General features: G+C 69.6%; 14 protein-coding genes. 8 read left to right on the top strand and 6 right to left on the bottom strand.

The annotated features are described in order from the left end of the window. Window positions 1-8 precede the first annotated feature (8 nt). Window positions 9-776, top strand: a complete 768-nt coding sequence (cobA, locus tag ABE485_RS04150; RefSeq protein ID WP_346513684.1) for a uroporphyrinogen-III C-methyltransferase — start codon at window positions 9-11, stop codon at window positions 774-776. A gap of 34 nt (window positions 777-810) precedes the next feature. Further along, the gene (locus tag ABE485_RS04145) at window positions 811-2,073 is read left to right on the top strand and encodes a nitrate- and nitrite sensing domain-containing protein (RefSeq protein ID WP_346513683.1); all 1,263 of its coding nucleotides are present in this window, start codon (window positions 811-813) and stop codon (window positions 2,071-2,073) included. Between the two features lie 21 nt (window positions 2,074-2,094). On the opposite strand, the gene ABE485_RS04140 is transcribed toward ABE485_RS04145, so the two are convergent. The 5 genes from ABE485_RS04140 to ABE485_RS04120 form a co-directional block, all read right to left on the bottom strand. Further along, window positions 2,095-3,621 carry an MFS transporter gene (locus tag ABE485_RS04140; protein WP_346513682.1) on the bottom strand — a complete coding sequence of 509 codons (1,527 nt, stop codon included), beginning with the start codon at window positions 3,619-3,621 and terminating at the stop codon, window positions 2,095-2,097. A gap of 18 nt (window positions 3,622-3,639) precedes the next feature. Then, a complete protein-coding gene (locus ABE485_RS04135; RefSeq protein ID WP_346513681.1) occupies window positions 3,640-4,788 on the bottom strand; it encodes an efflux RND transporter periplasmic adaptor subunit in 1,149 nt (382 codons plus the stop codon). A gap of 83 nt (window positions 4,789-4,871) precedes the next feature. After that, complete coding sequence (locus ABE485_RS04130) at window positions 4,872-6,362, bottom strand: efflux transporter outer membrane subunit (RefSeq protein ID WP_346513679.1); 1,491 nt, start codon at window positions 6,360-6,362, stop codon at window positions 4,872-4,874. Window positions 6,363-6,434: 72 nt separating this feature from the next. Further along, complete coding sequence (locus tag ABE485_RS04125) at window positions 6,435-6,890, bottom strand: MarR family winged helix-turn-helix transcriptional regulator (RefSeq protein ID WP_346513677.1); 456 nt, start codon at window positions 6,888-6,890, stop codon at window positions 6,435-6,437. Window positions 6,891-6,981: 91 nt separating this feature from the next. After that, entirely contained in the window at window positions 6,982-8,991 is a 2,010-nt protein-coding gene (locus ABE485_RS04120; protein WP_346513676.1) for a transcriptional regulator, read from the bottom strand. Between the two features lie 149 nt (window positions 8,992-9,140). Here ABE485_RS04120 and ABE485_RS04115 point away from each other — a divergent pair, with 149 nt between their 5' ends. Then, complete coding sequence (locus tag ABE485_RS04115; RefSeq protein ID WP_346513674.1) at window positions 9,141-9,989, top strand: class I SAM-dependent methyltransferase; 849 nt, start codon at window positions 9,141-9,143, stop codon at window positions 9,987-9,989. Window positions 9,990-10,188: 199 nt separating this feature from the next. On the opposite strand, the gene ABE485_RS04110 is transcribed toward ABE485_RS04115, so the two are convergent. Next, window positions 10,189-11,250: a LacI family DNA-binding transcriptional regulator gene (locus tag ABE485_RS04110; protein ID WP_346513673.1), complete on the bottom strand. Its 1,062-nt coding sequence runs from the start codon at window positions 11,248-11,250 to the stop codon at window positions 10,189-10,191. A gap of 112 nt (window positions 11,251-11,362) precedes the next feature. On the opposite strand from ABE485_RS04110, the gene ABE485_RS04105 reads away from it, so the two are divergent. The 5 genes from ABE485_RS04105 to ABE485_RS04085 form a co-directional block, all read left to right on the top strand. After that, window positions 11,363-12,385: a TRAP transporter substrate-binding protein gene (locus tag ABE485_RS04105; RefSeq protein ID WP_346513672.1), complete on the top strand. Its 1,023-nt coding sequence runs from the start codon at window positions 11,363-11,365 to the stop codon at window positions 12,383-12,385. 9 nt (window positions 12,386-12,394) lie between these two features. After that, entirely contained in the window at window positions 12,395-14,275 is a 1,881-nt protein-coding gene (locus ABE485_RS04100; RefSeq protein WP_346513670.1) for a TRAP transporter large permease subunit, read from the top strand. 59 nt (window positions 14,276-14,334) lie between these two features. After that, complete coding sequence (locus tag ABE485_RS04095; protein ID WP_008159332.1) at window positions 14,335-14,874, top strand: VOC family protein; 540 nt, start codon at window positions 14,335-14,337, stop codon at window positions 14,872-14,874. A 25-nt stretch (window positions 14,875-14,899) separates the two neighbouring features. Continuing rightward, window positions 14,900-16,177 (top strand): ribulose-bisphosphate carboxylase large subunit family protein, encoded by a 1,278-nt coding sequence (locus ABE485_RS04090; RefSeq protein ID WP_346513669.1) that lies wholly within the window; start codon window positions 14,900-14,902, stop codon window positions 16,175-16,177. Beyond that, window positions 16,174-16,960 (top strand): four-carbon acid sugar kinase family protein (locus ABE485_RS04085; protein WP_346513668.1); only part of this gene is annotated, 787 nt, incomplete at its 3' end. The genes ABE485_RS04090 and ABE485_RS04085, both read left to right, overlap by 4 nt.

The following is a 16,960-nucleotide window of genomic DNA, read 5'->3' as shown; positions in this document are numbered from 1 at the left end:
TGCATCCCATGAACCCTACCGTCTGGCTGATCGGCGCGGGTCCCGGCGACCCGGAGCTGCTGACCCTGAAAGCGGTCAAGGCCCTGGGCCGGGCCGACGTGGTCCTGGTCGACGACCTGGTGAACCCGCAGGTGCTGGAATACTGTCCGCAGGCGCGCGTCGTGCGCGTGGGCAAGCGCGGCGGCTGCCGCTCGACGCCGCAGGAATTCATCCAGCGCCTGATGCTGCGCTATGCCCGCCAGGGCCTGCGCGTGGCGCGCCTGAAGGGCGGCGATCCGTGCATCTTCGGGCGCGGCGGCGAAGAAGCGCAGTGGCTGGGCGAGCACGGCGTGTCCTGCGAGATCGTCAACGGCATAACCGCCGGGCTGGCCGCCGCCACGTCCAGCGGCATTCCGCTGACGCAGCGCGGCCTGGCCCAGGGCGTTACACTCATTACCGCCCATTCCCAGGACGGCGCCACGCCCGACTGGTCCGGTCTGGCGCGCAGCGGCACGACGCTGGTGGTCTACATGGGAGTCGCCAAGGTGCAAGACATGAGCAGCCAGCTGCTGGCGGCCGGCATGGCCCCGGACACGCCGGTGGCGATGATCGAACGCGCATCCCTGCCCGGGCAGCGGCTGTGCCCGTCCACCCTGGAATCCATGGCGTGCGATGCCCAGGCCTTCCGGTTGCGCAGCCCCGCCATCCTGGTGATCGGCCAGGTCGCCGCCTGCCGGATGTTCGGCGTGCAGGACGAGGCGCCCCCGGGACAGGCTCCGCAGCGCCGTCAGGCCTGATTTTCCGTAGTCCAGAACAATTCCAGAGACCCCCATGGCCGAACGCCACATGCCGCCCCCGCTGCGTTTCCTGCTTGCCGCGCGCCGCAGCGAACTCCACGGCCTGGAAGCCCTGGCCGGCACCTGCGAACTGGTGCTGCGCATCAGCGCGCTGGTGCACGCGCTGCAGAAGGAGCGCGGCTATTCCAACCTGACCCTGTCCACCGCCGCCGACCGTCTGCAGCCCGCGCTGGCGGGCCTGTCGAGCGAAGCCCAGGCCGTGGAAGCCGACGTCCGCGCGTTCCTGGACGGTCTGGAGGCCGACGCCGCGGCCGGCAGCGGGCGCGCGCGCCTGCTCAATTGCATCGCCTATGCACTCTTCCGGCTGGACGAGCTGCCGGGCTTGCGCCGCCAGGTCCGCGACCGGCGCGTGCCGGTGGAGGATGCCGACACCCGCTTCACCCAGGTGATCGGCAGCCTGCTGGCCGTGGTCTTCGAGGCCGCCGATTCCTCGCTGGATCCGGGCGTGACGCGCCTCCTCGTGGCGCTTCTGAATTTCATGCAGGGCAAGGAGTTGAGCGGCCAGGAGCGCGCCTGCGGCGTCATGGGCTTTACCGCCGGCTGGTTCGACGACGCGCGCAAGGCGCGCATGCTGGGCCTGGCGGCCAACCAGGCGCGCAGCTTCGGCGTCTTCACGCAGTACGCGCAGGGCGCGCCGCTGCAATCCTGGGACCAGGCGCAGCAGCAGGCCCAGCCGGTGCAGCGCATGCGCGACATGGCGCAGCACACCTCGGCCGCGCAGCCGGTCGACGCCGGCCTGGCGGAACTTTGGTTCGACCTGTGCACGGCGCGCATCGACGCCATGCGCGCCGTCGAAACCCTGCTGGCGCAGGAACTGGCGCAGCAGTGCGCCCGGCGCATCGCCGAAACCCGCCAGGAACTGGACGACCGCCGCCTGCTGCTCAGCCGCTACACGGAGCACGCCACCGGGCGCGCGCCCAGCATGGTGTTCAGCGTGCAGAGCCGGATCCTGGACGTGCCCCCCGAGGACGGCGTGGGCAACGAGCTGGAACGGTCGATCCTGGACATGATGCGCGAGCAGACCCTGCGCATGCAGCGCGCGGACGACGCCCTCTGCAACGTGCGCGGCGCGCTGGACGAGCGCAAGCGCATCGACCGCGCCAAGCTGCTGCTGATCAGCCGCTACGGCCTGACCGAGCAGGCCGCGCACGAACGGCTGCAGCGCGCCGCGATGGACGGCGGCCTGTCGCTGGCGGACGTGGCGCGCCAGATCATCGCGCAACTGGGCGACAACTGAGCCGGCCGCGTCCGGCCCCTGCTACCGGAACACCCGCTGGACCAGGCTGACCGCGGCCCCTGCCAGCGCCACGGCCGCCACCGCGCGGAAATGGTCCAGGCTGGCCAGCAATACCGACTGCTGGCTGATCATCTGCGCAATCTGCGCCGTGGCAAGCTGCTGCGCCTGGGCGGGGTCGGCCACGGTGGCGAAAAAGCCCGTCAACTGCGCCATGGCCGCCTGGAAGTGCGCATTGCCGGCCTCGATGCCGCCCTGCAGCACGTTGTAGTGGCCGGACGAGAACCACTGCTGGCCGACCGTGGCCAGCATGATCCCCAGCGCCTGCCCGATCTGCGCCAGCATGTTCTTGACCTGCTGCGCGTGGGCGAACACCGCCGGGTCGCGCGTCAGGCCCGTGAAGGTCTGCATCGCGGTGGTGGGCATGATGATCATGATGAACATGCCGTAGCAGGCCAGCGCCGGAAAGACGTCGGTCCACATGTTGGCGGTGGGCGTGAGCCGCGACATCAGCACACCGAAGGCAGCCAGCGCCAGGAAGCCCGCCACGAAGAACTTGCGCGGCGACGGCCAGCGCGCCACCAGCTGCGACATCGCGGCCCAGGTCACCACGCCCGCCCCCAGCCCCATGGCGAAGAATTCGCCGGCGGTGGACCAGGACTGGCCCAGCGCGCGCTGCAGCATCTGCGGCACCAGGTAGCCGTTCGCGCCCAGCATCAGGTAGCACGCCATGAACAGGCCCAATCCGCAGACGAAGCGCGCCTCCTTCATGCCGCCCAGCCGCAGCAGCGGCGCGCCGTTGCGCGTCTCCGACCATACGAAGTAGGCCAGCGCCGCCACGCCCGCCGCCTCCGACAACGCCAGCAGCCCGCGCTCGCTGAAGAAGTCGTAGTAGGACCGCTGCAGGGCATGCAGGACCAGGAAGCTGCCCGCGCCCAGCGCGGCAATCGGCATCAGCCGCGCCTCGCCCGCCACCACCGACCCGGCCTCCCTGCCCGGCATGGCCAGCGCGACCGGAACCATCGCCAGCAGCGACAGCGCCGCCACCAGCCAGAACATCAACGGCCAGCCGTCGTGCTCGACCGCCATCGCGGCCACCCACGGCGCCAGGGCCGTGCCCACGCACAGGCCCGTGGCCAGCGCCTTGATGCCGAGAAAGCGCGCGGGACTGGGCGGAATCAGATTGACGGTCAGCCGGGACGAGGTCAGCATCGCCGCGCATCCGGCCGCCATCAGCACCCGCCCAGCCAGGAACCCCGCCTGGTCGTGCGCCAGGGCGCACACCGCCGCGCCCCCGGCCGCCGCGGCCAGCGACGCCAGCAGGTAGCCGCGCAGGCCCAGATGGTGCGCCAGCCACCCCTGCAAGGCGATCATCACCACCGCCACGCAGGCGTAGATCACCGCGATGGTGGTGTATTCCTCGGGGCTGGCGCCGATCTCGCCCATGATGGGCGCGGCGGCGAACGTGGCCATGCCGTTCTGCAGGAAATCGATGAAGGTCAGCGCGCCGATGACCAGCAGCAGCGAAACCGGGGGCTTGGGATGGGACATTGCAGCGGCGCCGCCGAATCAGAGGTTTGCGTCGATGATCGCGCGCACCTGCGCGTCGGCTTCGGCCAGCTCGTCGGCATACACCGCCGTCGTGTAGGCCTGCGCCTGCCCGGCCGCCGCGACCAGCCGCTTGCCGTCGCGGGCCTCGGTGTCCACCTCGACCCGCATCGACAGGCCCAGCTGCAGCGGCTGCGCCGCCACTTCCGCCGGATCCAGCGCGATGCGCACCGGCACGCGCTGCACCACCTTGATCCAGTTGCCCGTGGCGTTCTGCGCCGGCAACAGCGAAAACGCGCTGCCCGTGCCGGCGTCCTGGCCCAGCACGCGGCCGTGATACACCACGCCGCGTCCATACAGATCGGTCGTCAGCCTGACCGGCTGGCCGATGCGCACGTTGCGCAACTGCGATTCCTTCAGGTTGGCCGTGACCCACAGGTGGTCCAGCGGCACCACCGACATGAGCGGCGCCCCCGCCGCCACGCGTTGTCCGACCTGCACGGTGCGCTTCGTGACGACGCCCCCCACCGGCGCCGGGATCCGCGTGCGGGCCAGCGCCACGCTGGCATTGCGCAACTGCACGGCGGCAGCCTGCACGTCCGGATGGGATTCGACCGTGGTGCCATCGATCAGTGCATGGTTGCGCTTGAGCTGCTCGCCGGCCGCATTGAGCGCGGCACGCGCGGTGCGCACCGCCTGCTGCGCGTGGACCAGCTCTTCGCCCGGGATGGCGCCGATCTTCGCCAGCGCCGAACGGCGCGCCACGTCCTCCTGCGCGCGCGCCAGGTCGACCTTGCGCAGCTCCACATTGGCGCCGTCCTGGCCCGCCATCGCGAACTGGCCGCGCACCTGGCGCACCGTGCGGGCCAATTGCGCGCGGGCGGCGTCCAGCGCCAGCAGCGCGTCCACGCCGTTCATCTCCACCAGCAGTGCGCCAGCCTGGACCACATCGGTGTTGTCGGCCCGGATCGCCGTCACCACGCCGCCGACTTGCGGCGTGACCTGCACCACATTGCCTTCGACGTAGGCGTCCTCGGTGGACACCCACCTGCCGTCGGAATATTCGGCATAGGCCCCCGCCAGCACCGCCACGGCCAGGATGGCCGCGCCGGCGACGGCGGCCTTGCGCGCCAGGGCGCCGCGCGGGCGGGTTCGGGACGATGGATTCATTGCGGCGGCTTCGGTCTTCATGGCTTGCGGTGCGGATTCGGGAGAGGTTCTGGCGGACGGGGATGGCGTGGGACCGGATGGATTCAAGAGGCGCTCCCGGCCGGCTGCGCGGCAAGCGCGGCTTCGGGCGCGTAGCCGCCGCCCAGCGCCCGGATCAGTTCCAGGTGCAGCGCGCGGCCGCGGGTGTCCAGTTCGATCAGCAACTGCTTCTGCTGCAGCACCTGCGATTCGGCGGACAGCACCTGCAGATAGCTGCCCACCCCGTTTCGGTAGCGGGCCGTGGCCATGTCGTACGCTTCTTGCGTCAGCCGCAGCGCCTCCTGCTGCTGGCCGGCGCGTTCGGCCTGCCAGCGCAGCGAGACGATCTGGTCCACCACGTCGTGCAGCGCCGTGACCAGCGTGCCGTTGTATTGCTCCACCGCCACGTCGTATTCGGCCTGGCGCGCCCCCAGGTTGCCGCGCAGCCGGCCGCCGTCAAAGACCGGCAGCGTGATCGCCGGGCCGACGCCCAGCACCCGGCTGCCCGCGTTCAGCAAGTCCGACAGGCCCAGGCTTTGCACCCCGGCGAACGCCGTCAGGCTGAGGTTGGGATAGAACTGCGCGCGGGCGACCTTGATCTCCTGGTTGGCGGCCTCGACGCGCCAGCGCTGCGCCACCACGTCGGGCCGGCGGCCGATCAGGTCGGCCGGCACCGAACTGGGGATGGCCGTGGCGAAATCGCCGCGCAGCGCGGGCCGGCGCACCTGCACGCCCGCATCGGGGCCCCGGCCCACCAGCGCCGCCACCTGGTTGCGCGTCAGCGCGATCTGTTCGTTCAGGGCCGCGATGCGCTCGCGGGTGGCCGGCAGCGCGGCCTCGGCCTGCTTCAGGTCCAGCCGGGAATCGAGCTGGGCGTCGACGCGGCGTTGCGTGAGCTGCAGCGTGGCCTCGCGCTGGCGCAGCGTCTGCTCGGCCAGGTCGCGCAGCCGGTAGGCGGCATCCAGCCTCAGGTAGGCGCGCGCCAGCGAGGTCGTCAGCATCAATTCCGCCGCATGGCGGTCCACCTCGGCCGCCTGCGCGCGCTGCAGCGCCGCGTCCAGCGCGGCCTGGTTCCTGCCCCAGAAATCGATGTCGTAGCTGACGCCCGCCTGCAAGTCGGCGGTCCAGTCCCACGAGCCCGCCAGCGGCTGCGGCGTGGTGCTGTTTTCGCTGAACCGCTGGCGCGTGGCGCGCGCGCTCAGGTTGCCCTGCGGCGACAGGGCCGCGCCCGCCACGCCGGCCAGCGCATCGGCCTGGCGCACCCGGGCCGCCGCCGCCCGCAGGCTGGGCTGTTCCGCCAGCGCGGCCCGCACCAGCTGGTCAAGCTGCGCATCGCCAAACGACTGCCACCAGGCCTGCGTCGGCCAGGCGGCCGGCGTCACCGCCGCGCCTTCCAGCGACTGGCTCGCCGCCAGCGCATTGGCGCTTTCCAGCCGCGACTGCGTCTGCAACCCGCCGGTGCCGGCGCACCCGGCCAGCAGCAGCGCCGCCAGCCCGAGGCTCATGCCCCGCAGCAGGCGGGCGGGGTTGGCGCGGGGTCTTGAGGGGGCTTGCATGATGATGCCTTTTCAATGCCCAGGCTGTATATGCCTAGGCAGGTAAATAGTCAAAAAAAAGCGGACCGGACATCAGCCCGATCGCGCATTGGCCAGAATGCGAGACAGCAGCGCGTGCAGCGTGGCCGCATCCGCTTCCGAAAACCCGCCCAGCAGCCGGCGGAACGCCACTTCGGTGACCCGGCGCGCCTGCGGAAACGCCGCGAGGCCCTGCTCCGTCAGTTCGATCAGCGAGCTGCGGCGGTCGGCTTCATTTTCCACGCGCCGGATGAACCCCTTGGCGGCGATGCGGTCCAGCAGCCGGGTCATGGCGCCGGAGTCATAGGCCAGCACACGGCAGAGATCGCTAAGCGTGCGCCCCCACCCCATGACGATGCAGTTCAGCACGACGTACTGCTGCACCGTGATCTGCAGGGGAGCCAGTTCGCGGTCCAGCGCTTCGTGGATGCCGGTGCGCACGGACGTGATCATGAAGCCGAGCTCGCCGGAGCAGAGTTCATCCAGCACGGAGGGAGTTGCGTGGGTCATGTCGGGCCTGGCGCAATGCCGTCGGGAAGCGATATCGGCATGTTAACTGCCTAGGCAGTTAATTGGCAAGGAGATTCTGCAGCCAGGCGTTTCAACCGATCCCGATGCGTCTGGCGCCCTCGCGGAACAGCGCCTGGGCGTCCGGGGTCAGGCGGAATGCCGTCAGCAGATCGTCCACGCGATACGACGGCGCCGCCTTGCGGATCAGCGGCAGAAAGCCGAGTGCGTCGTCCAGTTTGCCGGCGAGCGCCAGGCAGCACGCCGCGATCGCCAGGATGTGCACGTGCGCGTTGGGACGCGCGGCCGCCTTGACCGCCCAGCCGGCGGCTTCCTCGATCCGGCCCAGGCGCATCAGCGCCAGGGCGCGCACGGCCAGCATGCCGAACAGCAGCGGGTCGAAGGGGCTCAGGTGGCGCGAATGGTCGGACGAGCCGATCGCCGCCTCGGCATCGCCCGACTGGCAATCGACGAAGCCCAGCGTGTAGTGCCCCAGGGCGAAGTTGGGGCTCAGGTCGACCGCGCTGCGCAGTTCGGTCAGCGACTGGTCCTGGCTGCCGCGCAGCCAGAGCGCGCGCCCCATGGCCCAGTGCGCGGCCGGGTCGCGGTCGTCGGCGATCAGGCTTTGCCCGGCGGTTTCGAACGCCAGGTCGATGGCGGGCCCCTGCTCGCCCCAGCGCTGGAAGGCGGTCTGCCAGTGGGTGAAGGACAGGCCCGCATAGGCGCGGGAGAACGTGGGGTCCAGCCGCACCGCCATCTCGAAGAAATGCCGCGCCTGCTCGTTGTCGGTGCGGTTGAACCGGTACATATGCCACAGGCCGCGATGGTGGGCCTGCCACGCATCCAGGGAATTGGGCGGCGTCAGGATGGCGCGGTTGCGCTCGGCGGCTTCGATCTCCATTTCGATCGAGGCGACGATGCGGTCGCCGATCTCGTCCAGCGCCAGGAATGCGTCGTCCAGCTTGTGGTCGAAGACGTCCGCCCATACGATGCGGGCGGTCCGCGATTCGACCAACTGGACCTCCACGGCCACGCGCTGCGCCTGGCGCCGCAGCGACCCGCTGACGACATAGTCCACGTTGAGGGTGCGCCCCGCCTCCTCGGGGCCCACGCTGCGCTGGTCCAGCGCGAACACGGTGCCCTGCGCAATGACGAACAGGCTGCGCAGCTTGGCCAGCCGGGCGATGACGTCGAAGGCCAGGCCGTCGGCCAGCCCGCCGCGCACGCCCGCCTGCGCAGACCGGTCGGTGAACGGCATGACCGCGATCGACGCGCGCCCCGTGCGCTCCACGGCGTCCCCGGCCAGCACCGGCGGCGGCGCGCGTCCGGCCTCGGCCGAGGCTTGCGCGGGGCTCGCCCGCCGCGACCTGACATCCCGCCACGCGTCGCGCAGGGGCCGCCAGTCCAGGCCTTCGGCCTCGAAGGCGCGCACCGCCGCGGCCAGGTGCTCTTCGCCTTCGCGCCACTGGCCGCGAAATCCCAGCGAGTCCAGCAGGCGCTCATGCGCGTGGCGGTCGAACGGAGCCAGCTGCAGCCACTTGTCCAGGCACGCGAAGCTTTCCCCGGAGCCCGCGGGCAGGCCCGCGGCCAGGTGCTCCAGCACGGCGGCATGGCAGGCCCTGAGCCGGCGCCGCTGCGCGGTCAGCCAGCTGTTGAAGAACGGGCTGCGGCCGATCTCCAGGCCTTCCAGGAAATCGCCCACGAACAGCGACGCCAGCTCGCGCAGCCGCGCCAGGCCTGCCTTGTCGATGCCCTGCTGCATCGCCAGCCCGATATCGATGACGTCGACGCGGCAATCGGCAAGGTCGAGCCGCACCGTGTCCTGCGCCGTCTCGATCCGCCGGCGCCCGGGCTCGTCCAGCAGCGCCCGGGCCTTGCTGAGGCACCAGCGCAGCTCGCCGCGCGGATCGTTCGGAATATCCCACAGGAGTTCGCACAGGTGCGCGCGATTGACGGCGTGCGGCGCCAACGCCAGGTAGGCGATGAGCGCGCGCAGCTTGCGCGACGGCGGCAGCGCCAGCGCGGCGCCCGCGCGGCTGACCGCCATGGGTCCCAGCATGCGCACGTGGATGGCGGGATCGCCGGATTCCACCGCAGATTCCACGCCGGCTACCACGCTCGCCTCCACGCCCGGTTTTTATCGTTGGCATCGGGGAGCACGGCGCGCGAATGCCTTCGCCGCGCTGGTTGCAAAACCCCGGCGCGATGGCAACGGATGCCGCCGCGCACCCACCGTTTCAATGGAGACAAACCATGTCCATTTCCGCCCTTGCCACCAGTGACGTGCGCGAAGCCGCGCAGCCCGACCTGGCTGCCGTGAAGTCCCGCCAGCACGGCACCTGGTCCTCCGGGGACTACGCCGTCGTCGGCACCACGCTGCAAATCGTAGGAGAACAGCTGTGCGAATCCCTTGATGTCCGCGCCGGCCAAAAAGTGCTGGATGTTGCCGCCGGCAACGGCAACGCGACGCTGGCCGCCGCGCGCCGCTGGTGCGACGTCGTATCGACCGACTACGTGCCGGCGCTGCTGAGCCGCGGCCGCGAACGCGCCGCCGCCGAGCGCCTGAAGATCGAATTCCAGGAAGCCGACGCCGAGGCGCTGCCGTTCCCGGATGCGTCGTTCGACGTGGTCATGTCGACCTTCGGCGTGATGTTCACGGCCGACCAGGACAAGGCTTCGTCCGAGCTGATCCGCGTGTGCAGGCACGGCGGCAAGATCGGCATGGCCAACTGGACGCCGGACGGGTTCATCGGCCAGATCTTCAAGACCATCGGCAAGCACCTGCCCCCGCCCGCCGGCGTCAAGTCGCCCGCGCTGTGGGGCACCAAGGCGCGCATCGAAGAGATGTTCGGGGCCGAGGCCTCGTCGATCAAGTGCGAACCCCGCCAGTTCGTGTTCCGCTACCGCTCGGCCGAACACTGGCTGCAGGTCTTCAAGACTTACTACGGCCCGCTGCTCAAGGCGTTCGGCGCGCTGGAACCCGCGGCGCAGACGGCGCTGACGGCCGACATCACGGCGCAGATCGAGCGGTTCAACCGCTCGGGAGATTCGTCGATGGTGGTGCCCAGCGAATATATGGAGATCGTGGTCACCCGGCGGTGACCGGGCGCCGATCCCGTAGCGTCGGCGGTCCGGGCCATCCATGAGGTCGGCAGGCAGGAATTGATCCATGGCGCAGCGCCTTCACGGCCGTCCGCGGGCGCGCCCGGACGGCCGATGTTGAGCAACCATCGTTAGGGTTGGCAATGGCGTGCCGGCCACTGCCGGACTGGGTGCGAGCCCATAGGCGAAATAATACGCCCTACGGCAGGTTTTCCCGGAAGATCACCTGGCTGCGCGCCAGTTCCACCCCGTTCATCGCGCTGCGCTTGTCGCGCAGGTTGCTGAAGATGCGCACGCAGCTCATCAGCGCCTCCATCGGGCTTTGCGTGATGACGGCGTCCATCGTGCCGTCGATCAGCAGCGCGCGCGTGTCGGGCGTGAGCCCGTGGCCGATGAAAACGACCCGGTGCTGCTGCCCTGCCTCTTTCAGCGCGCGCGCCACGCCGTCCGACGCGCCGCCGATGTTGTAGATGCCGGCAAGCTGCGGAAATTGCTCCAGCAACTGGCGCGTCTGTTCGTAGTTGCGCTGGGCGTCGTCATAGCCTTCGCGCAGGTCCACCACCTGCATGGCCTGGAATTGTTCTGCATAGAGCTGCAGGAAGCCGCTTTCGCGCTCTTCGTGGGCGCGGTAGTGCCGCGACCCCGCGATCAGCGCCACGTGCGCCGCGCGCGACCCGATAAAGCGCGCGATCAGGTAGCCCGCCGTGCGCCCGGCGGCGCGGTTGTCCAGCCCCACATAGGCCGCGCGGGCGCTGTTGGCGATGTCCGAGATCAGGGTCACCGTCGGCACGCCCTGCTGCGCCAGCGCGTTCACGGCCTCGCGCACCACCGGGTGCTCCAGCGCCATGAACGCGATCCCGTCGGCCCGCTTGCCATGCTTGGCCAGCGCCTGGGCCAGCGCGTCGGGATTGAAGCTTTCCACGTACTCGACCTGGCATTTCGCGTTCAGCGGGGCGAAGTGCTCGTGCGCATAGCCGACGGTGTCGCCCAGCATCCGCAGGTAGCGGTTGCTGCCGCGCGGCAGCAGGAACACCAGGCGCATGGGTTCGGGCGCGGCGGCGGCGTAGACCTCCTGTTCAGGCAGGTAGTCCAGTTCGATGGCGGCCTTGAACACCTTCTGGGCCGTGGCGGCGCGCACGCCGGCGCGGCGGTTCAGCACCCGGTCGGCCGTGGCGGTGGACACGCCGGCCCGGGCGGCCACATCCGCCAGACGGGCGAGCTTGCGTTCGGAGGAAGCTTTATTCACATCAAAAACCATCATGAATAAGATTTGACGATGTTAGCGGCTATTCACTATTGTCCACTCTGCCGCATGGCTTAGGCGTATTTGTGGCACATCAAAAAACATCATAACCAAGATTATGGAGACAACCATGAAGCTGCTGACACGCCGCAGTGCCCTGCGCCGCCTTTGCGCCGTTCCCGCCCTTGCCGTGGCCGGCGGCGGCTTTCCGCTGATCGCCCGCGCCGCCGACTTCACGCTCAAGTACGGCAACAACCTGCCGGTGACGCATCCGCTGAACATCCGCGCCCAGGAAGCGGCCGAACGCATCCTGAAGGAAAGCAACGGCCGCGTCGACATCAAGATCTTCCCGAACAACCAGCTGGGCGGCGACACCGACATGCTGGCGCAGGTGCGCTCGGGCGGCATCGACTTCTTCACGCCGTCCGCCCTGGTGATCGCCACGCTGGTGCCGGTGGCCGCCATCAACGCGGTCGGCTTCGCGTTCAAGGATTACGACCAGGTCTGGAAGGCCATGGACGGCGCGTTGGGCGCCCACGTGCGCGCCGCCATCGCGCAGCGCAAGCTCTACGCCTTTGAAAAAATGTGGGACAACGGCTTCCGCCAGACCACCAGCAGCAAGGCGCCGGTCAACACGGCCGCCGACATGGATGGCCTGAAGATCCGCGTGCCGGTGAGCTCGCTGCCGATCTCCATGTTCAAGGGCCTGGGCGCCGCGCCGGCCAGCCTGCAGTTCAGCGAGGTGTATTCGTCGCTGCAGACCAAGGTGGTGGACGCGCAGGAAAACCCCCTGCCCATCATCCAGGTGGCCAAGCTGTACGAAGTGCAGAAATACTGCTCGCTGACCAACCACATCTGGGACGGCTACTGGTTCATCGCCAACGGCCGCATGTGGGAAGGCCTGCCGGCCGACCTGAAGACGGTGGTGGCGCGCGGCATCAACGAAGCGGGCCTGGCCCAGCGCGAGGACATCAAGAAGCTCAACGCCTCGGTGCAGTCCGACCTGGAGGCCAAGGGCCTGCAGTTCAACCAGCCGTCCGCCGACAGCTTCCGGCAGCAGCTGCGCACCGCCGGCTTCTACAAGGAATGGCAAGGCCGTTTCGGCGACGAGGCCTGGGGCTTGCTGGAGCAGTCCGTCGGCAAGCTGGCCTGAGGTCGCGCCATGTCCTCCCTGTCCGCACCCCACGCCGCGGCCCCGGCGCTGCCGGCCAATCCCTTGCGCCGGGCGGCCGGCGCGCTCGACAAGCTGCTGGGCGGCGTGGTCGAACACGTCGCGGCGGCCATCGTGCTGGTCGAGATCGCCGTGCTGTTCGCCGGCGTGGTGGCGCGCTATGCGTTCCACAGCCCGCTGGTCTGGTCCGACGAGCTGGCCTCCATCCTGTTCCTGTGGCTGTCCATGCTGGGCGCGGTGGTGGCGCTGCGGCGCGGCGAGCACATGCGCATGACCGCACTGGTGAACAACGTCAGCCCGGCCCGGCGCGCGCAGCTGGAAACGGCCGCGCTGGCCGCGTCGCTGGCTTTCCTGGTGCTGATCCTGGCGCCCGCCATCGAATACGCGCATGAAGAACACTTCATCATCACGCCCGCGCTGGAACTGAGCAACGCCTGGCGCGCCGCCGCGATCCCGGTGGGCATGGGGCTGATGGGCGTCATCGCCCTGCTGCGTCTCCTTCGCACGCAGCCGCTGCCGCAGGTGCTGACCGCGCTGGCGGGCGTGGCGGCGGTCGTCGGGCTGTTCTGGCTGGCGCAGCCGCTGTTCTCGGGGCTGGGCAAGCTGAACCTGGTGATCTTCTTCGTCGGCATCGTCGCCGCCACGGTCTTTTCCGGGGTGCCGATCGCCTTCTCGTTCGCATTGGCCACCTTTTCGTTCCTGGCGCTGACCACCACCACTCCCATGGTGGTGATGGTGGGACGGCTGGACGAAGGCATGTCCCACCTGATGCTGCTGGCGGTGCCGCTCTTCATCTTCCTGGGTTCGCTGATCGAGATGACGGGCATGGCGCGCGCCATGATCCAGTTCCTGGCCAGCCTGCTGGGCCACGTGCGCGGCGGCCTGTCGTACGTGCTGATCGGCGCCATGTACCTGGTGTCGGGCATCTCGGGTTCGAAGATCGCCGACATGGCGGCCATCGCGCCGGTGCTGTTTCCGGAAATGCAGAAACGCGGCGCCAAGCCCGGCGACCTGGTCGCCCTGCTGTCGGCCACGGGCGCGCAGACCGAAACCATTCCCCCGTCCATCGTCCTCATCACCATCGGGTCGGTGACGGGCGTGTCGATCGCCGCGCTGTTCACGGGCGGCCTGCTGCCCGCGGTGGTGCTGGGCCTGGCGCTGTGCACCGTCGTCTGGTGGCGCTACCGCAAGGAAGACCTGAGCCTGGTCCAGCGCTTCACGTTCAAAGAAATCGGCCGCTTCTTCATGATCGCGCTGCCGGCCGTGGCGCTGCCCTTCGTGATCCGCGCGGCGGTGGTCGAAGGCGTGGCGACCGCCACCGAAGTGTCCACCATCGGCATCGTGTATTCCGCCGTCGTCGGCCTGCTGATCTACCGGCGCTTCGACTGGGCGCGGCTCAATCCCATGCTCATCGAAACGGCCTCGCTGTCGGGCGCCATCATGCTGATCGTGGGCTGCGCAACCGCCATGGCGTGGGCGCTGACGCAATCGGGCTTCTCGGGCGACCTGGCCAAGCTGATGGCCGGCATGCCCGGCGGCAGCTACGGCTTCCTGGCGGTGTCCATCGTGGCCTTCATCATCCTGGGCAGCGTGCTGGAAGGCATTCCCGCCATTGTGCTGTTCGGCCCGCTGCTGTTCCCGATCGCGGTGCAGGCCGGCGTGCATGAAGTCCACTACGCGATGGTCGTGATCTTCGCCATGGGCATCGGCCTCTTCGCGCCGCCCTTCGGCGTGGGCTACTACGGCGCCTGCGCCATCAGCCGCGTCGATCCCAACGAAGGCATCGGCCCGATCTGGGGCTACATCGGCGCGCTGCTGGTGGGCCTGCTCATCGTCGCCGCCTTCCCCTGGTTCTCTATCGGTTTCCTGTGACGCGACGCGGCCCCGCCCGGCGGGGCCGCGCACTCCATCTCTTTTAAGAAGATTCCAACATGAGTCGTTTCCTGGGCGAGATCCGCCAACTCGGTTATGTCGTGCACGACATCGAAGCCGCCATGGACTACTGGAGCACCACGCTGGGCGTGGGCCCGTGGTACTACAACCCGCGCGTGCCCATCGTGAACTACCAGTACGACGGCGTGGGCTACGAGCCCCACAACTCCGTCGCGCTGGCCAATTCGGGCTTCGTGCAGGTCGAACTGATCCAGACCCGCAACGACGTGCCCTCCATGTACCGCGACTTCCTGCAAGCCGGCCGCACCGGCCTGCAGCACGTCGCCTACTGGACCGAAAGCTACGACGCCGACCTGGAACGCCTGCTGGCGCAGGGCTTCAAGCCCAAGATGAGCGGCGAAGTCGGCGAAAAAGGCCGCTTCATCTACTTCGACACGGAATACCACCCTGGCACGGTCATCGAGCTCTCCGAAGTCGCCGGCCCCAAGGGCCGCCTCTTCGACCTGATCCGCGAAAGCTCGCTGAACTGGGACGGCAAGGACCCGGTCCGCGCCTTCCCCGACCTGACCCGCCTCTGATACGCCCCTGCCGCCCATCGCCACCATGAATTCCCAATCGTTTACCGCCACGTACCTGATCGAAACCCCCATCGACCCCGCCCGGGTCGCGGAGGTCATGGCCGGCGAGCAGTCCTGCGGCACCTTCACGCGGGTCCAGGGCGAAACGGACGAGTTGCGCGCCCGGGCGCGGGCCCGGATCGAATCGATCGAAACCCTGGAGTCGGTGGACACGCCCAGCCTGTCCAACGCGTACCTGGCGCGCCAGCCGGGCGGCATGCCCGGCAAATACCAGCGCGCGCGGGTGCGCATCGCGTTTCCCGTCGCCAACGTCGGCGCCAACCTGCCCACGCTGGCGGCCACGGTGGCCGGCAACCTGTACGACCTGGGCGAAGTTACCGGCCTGCGGCTGGAAAGCATGGAGCTGCCCGCCAACTACCGCGCCCATTTCGACCTGCCCCAGGTAGGCATCGCCGGCACCCGCGCGCTGACCGGCGTGGACAAGGGACCGCTGGTGGGCACCATCATCAAGCCCAACGTCGGGCTTTCGCCCGAACAGACGGCGCACCTGGTTGCGCAGCTGTGCGCCGCCGGCGTGGACTTCATCAAGGACGACGAGGTGTGCGCCAATCCGGCCCACGCCCCGCTCGCCCAGCGCGTCGCGGCGGTGATGGCGGTGGTGCGCGCGCATCGCGAACGCACCGGCCGCAACGTCATGGTCGCATTCAACATCAGCGACGAAACCGACGCCATGCGCCGCCACGCCGACCTGATCGAACGCGAGGAAGGCACCTGCGTCATGGCAAGCCTGAACTGGTGCGGCTATTCCGCCATCCAGACCCTGCGCCGCAGCACGCCGCTGGCCCTGCACGGCCATCGCAACGGCTACGGCGCGCTGTCGCGTCACCCGCTGCTGGGCATGGGATTCCAGGCCTACCAGACGCTGTGGCGGCTGGCCGGCGTGGACCACATGCACGTGCACGGCCTGCAGGGAAAGTTCTCGCAAGAGGACAGCGAGGTCGTCGACTCCGCGCGCGACTGCCTGGCGTCCCTGACCCCGGGCATCGACGACGCCGTCATGCCCGCGTTCTCGTCCGGCCAGTGGGCCGGCACGGTGCCGGCCACCTGGGCCGCGGTGCGCAGCGACGACCTGCTGTTCATGTCGGGCGGCGGCATCCTGGCCCATCCGGACGGCCCGGCGGCGGGCGTGCAGAGCATCCGGCAAGCCTGGCACGCCGTGCGCGACAACCAGCGCCTGGAAGACTACGCCCGCAACGCGCCCGAACTGCAGCGCGCCCTGGACTTCTTCGGAAACCGCGCATGACGATCGACGAGCGCGGCGCCCCCGCGCCGCAGGTGTGCTGGTACGGCGACGACTTCACCGGCGCCACCGACACGCTGGCCGAGGTCGCCCGCGCGGGCCTGCGCAGCCTGCTGTTCCTGGGCGTGCCCACGCCCGCGCAATTGCGCCGCGCCGGGCCGCTGGACGCCATCGGCATCGCCGGCGCCGCGCGCGGCATGACGCCCGCCGACATGGAACCCGAACTGGATGCCGTCGGCCGGTTCATGGCGGGCACCGGCGCGCGCGTGCTGCACTACAAATGCTGTTCCACCTTTGACAGCGCGCCCCACGTCGGCAGCATCGGCGCCGCCGTCCGCACGCTGCGGCGCCACCTGCCCAATCCGCTGGTGCCCATCGTCGGCGGGCAGCCCAGCATCGGGCGCTATTGCAGCTTCTCCCAGCTCTTTGCGCGCGCGGGCGCCGCGCCGGAGATCCACCGCATCGACCGTCATCCGGTCATGAGCATGCATCCGGTCACGCCCATGCACGAAGCCGACCTGCGGCTGCACCTGCAGGCGCAGGGACTCTCCGGCATCCACGCCGTGCCGCACATTGCCTATCCGCCGTCCGCGGACACGTCCGCGCTCGACGCCTGGATCGACCACGTGATCGATACCATCGACGGCCCGTTGCTGCTGGACCTGGTGGACGAGACGCAACTGGCCATCATCGGCCGCCTGATCCGCCGCGCGGCGGCGCGCGCGCCGCTCCTGGCCGTGGGCCCGAGCAGCGTGCAGCAGGCGCTGGCCCGCGCCGCGACCGACG

The organism is Achromobacter spanius (genome assembly GCF_039673305.1).
Taxonomy (GTDB): domain Bacteria; phylum Pseudomonadota; class Gammaproteobacteria; order Burkholderiales; family Burkholderiaceae_B; genus Achromobacter; species Achromobacter spanius_F.
The sequence above is the reverse complement of the archived record's forward strand: the minus strand, read 5'-3'. Positions and strand labels throughout refer to the sequence as shown.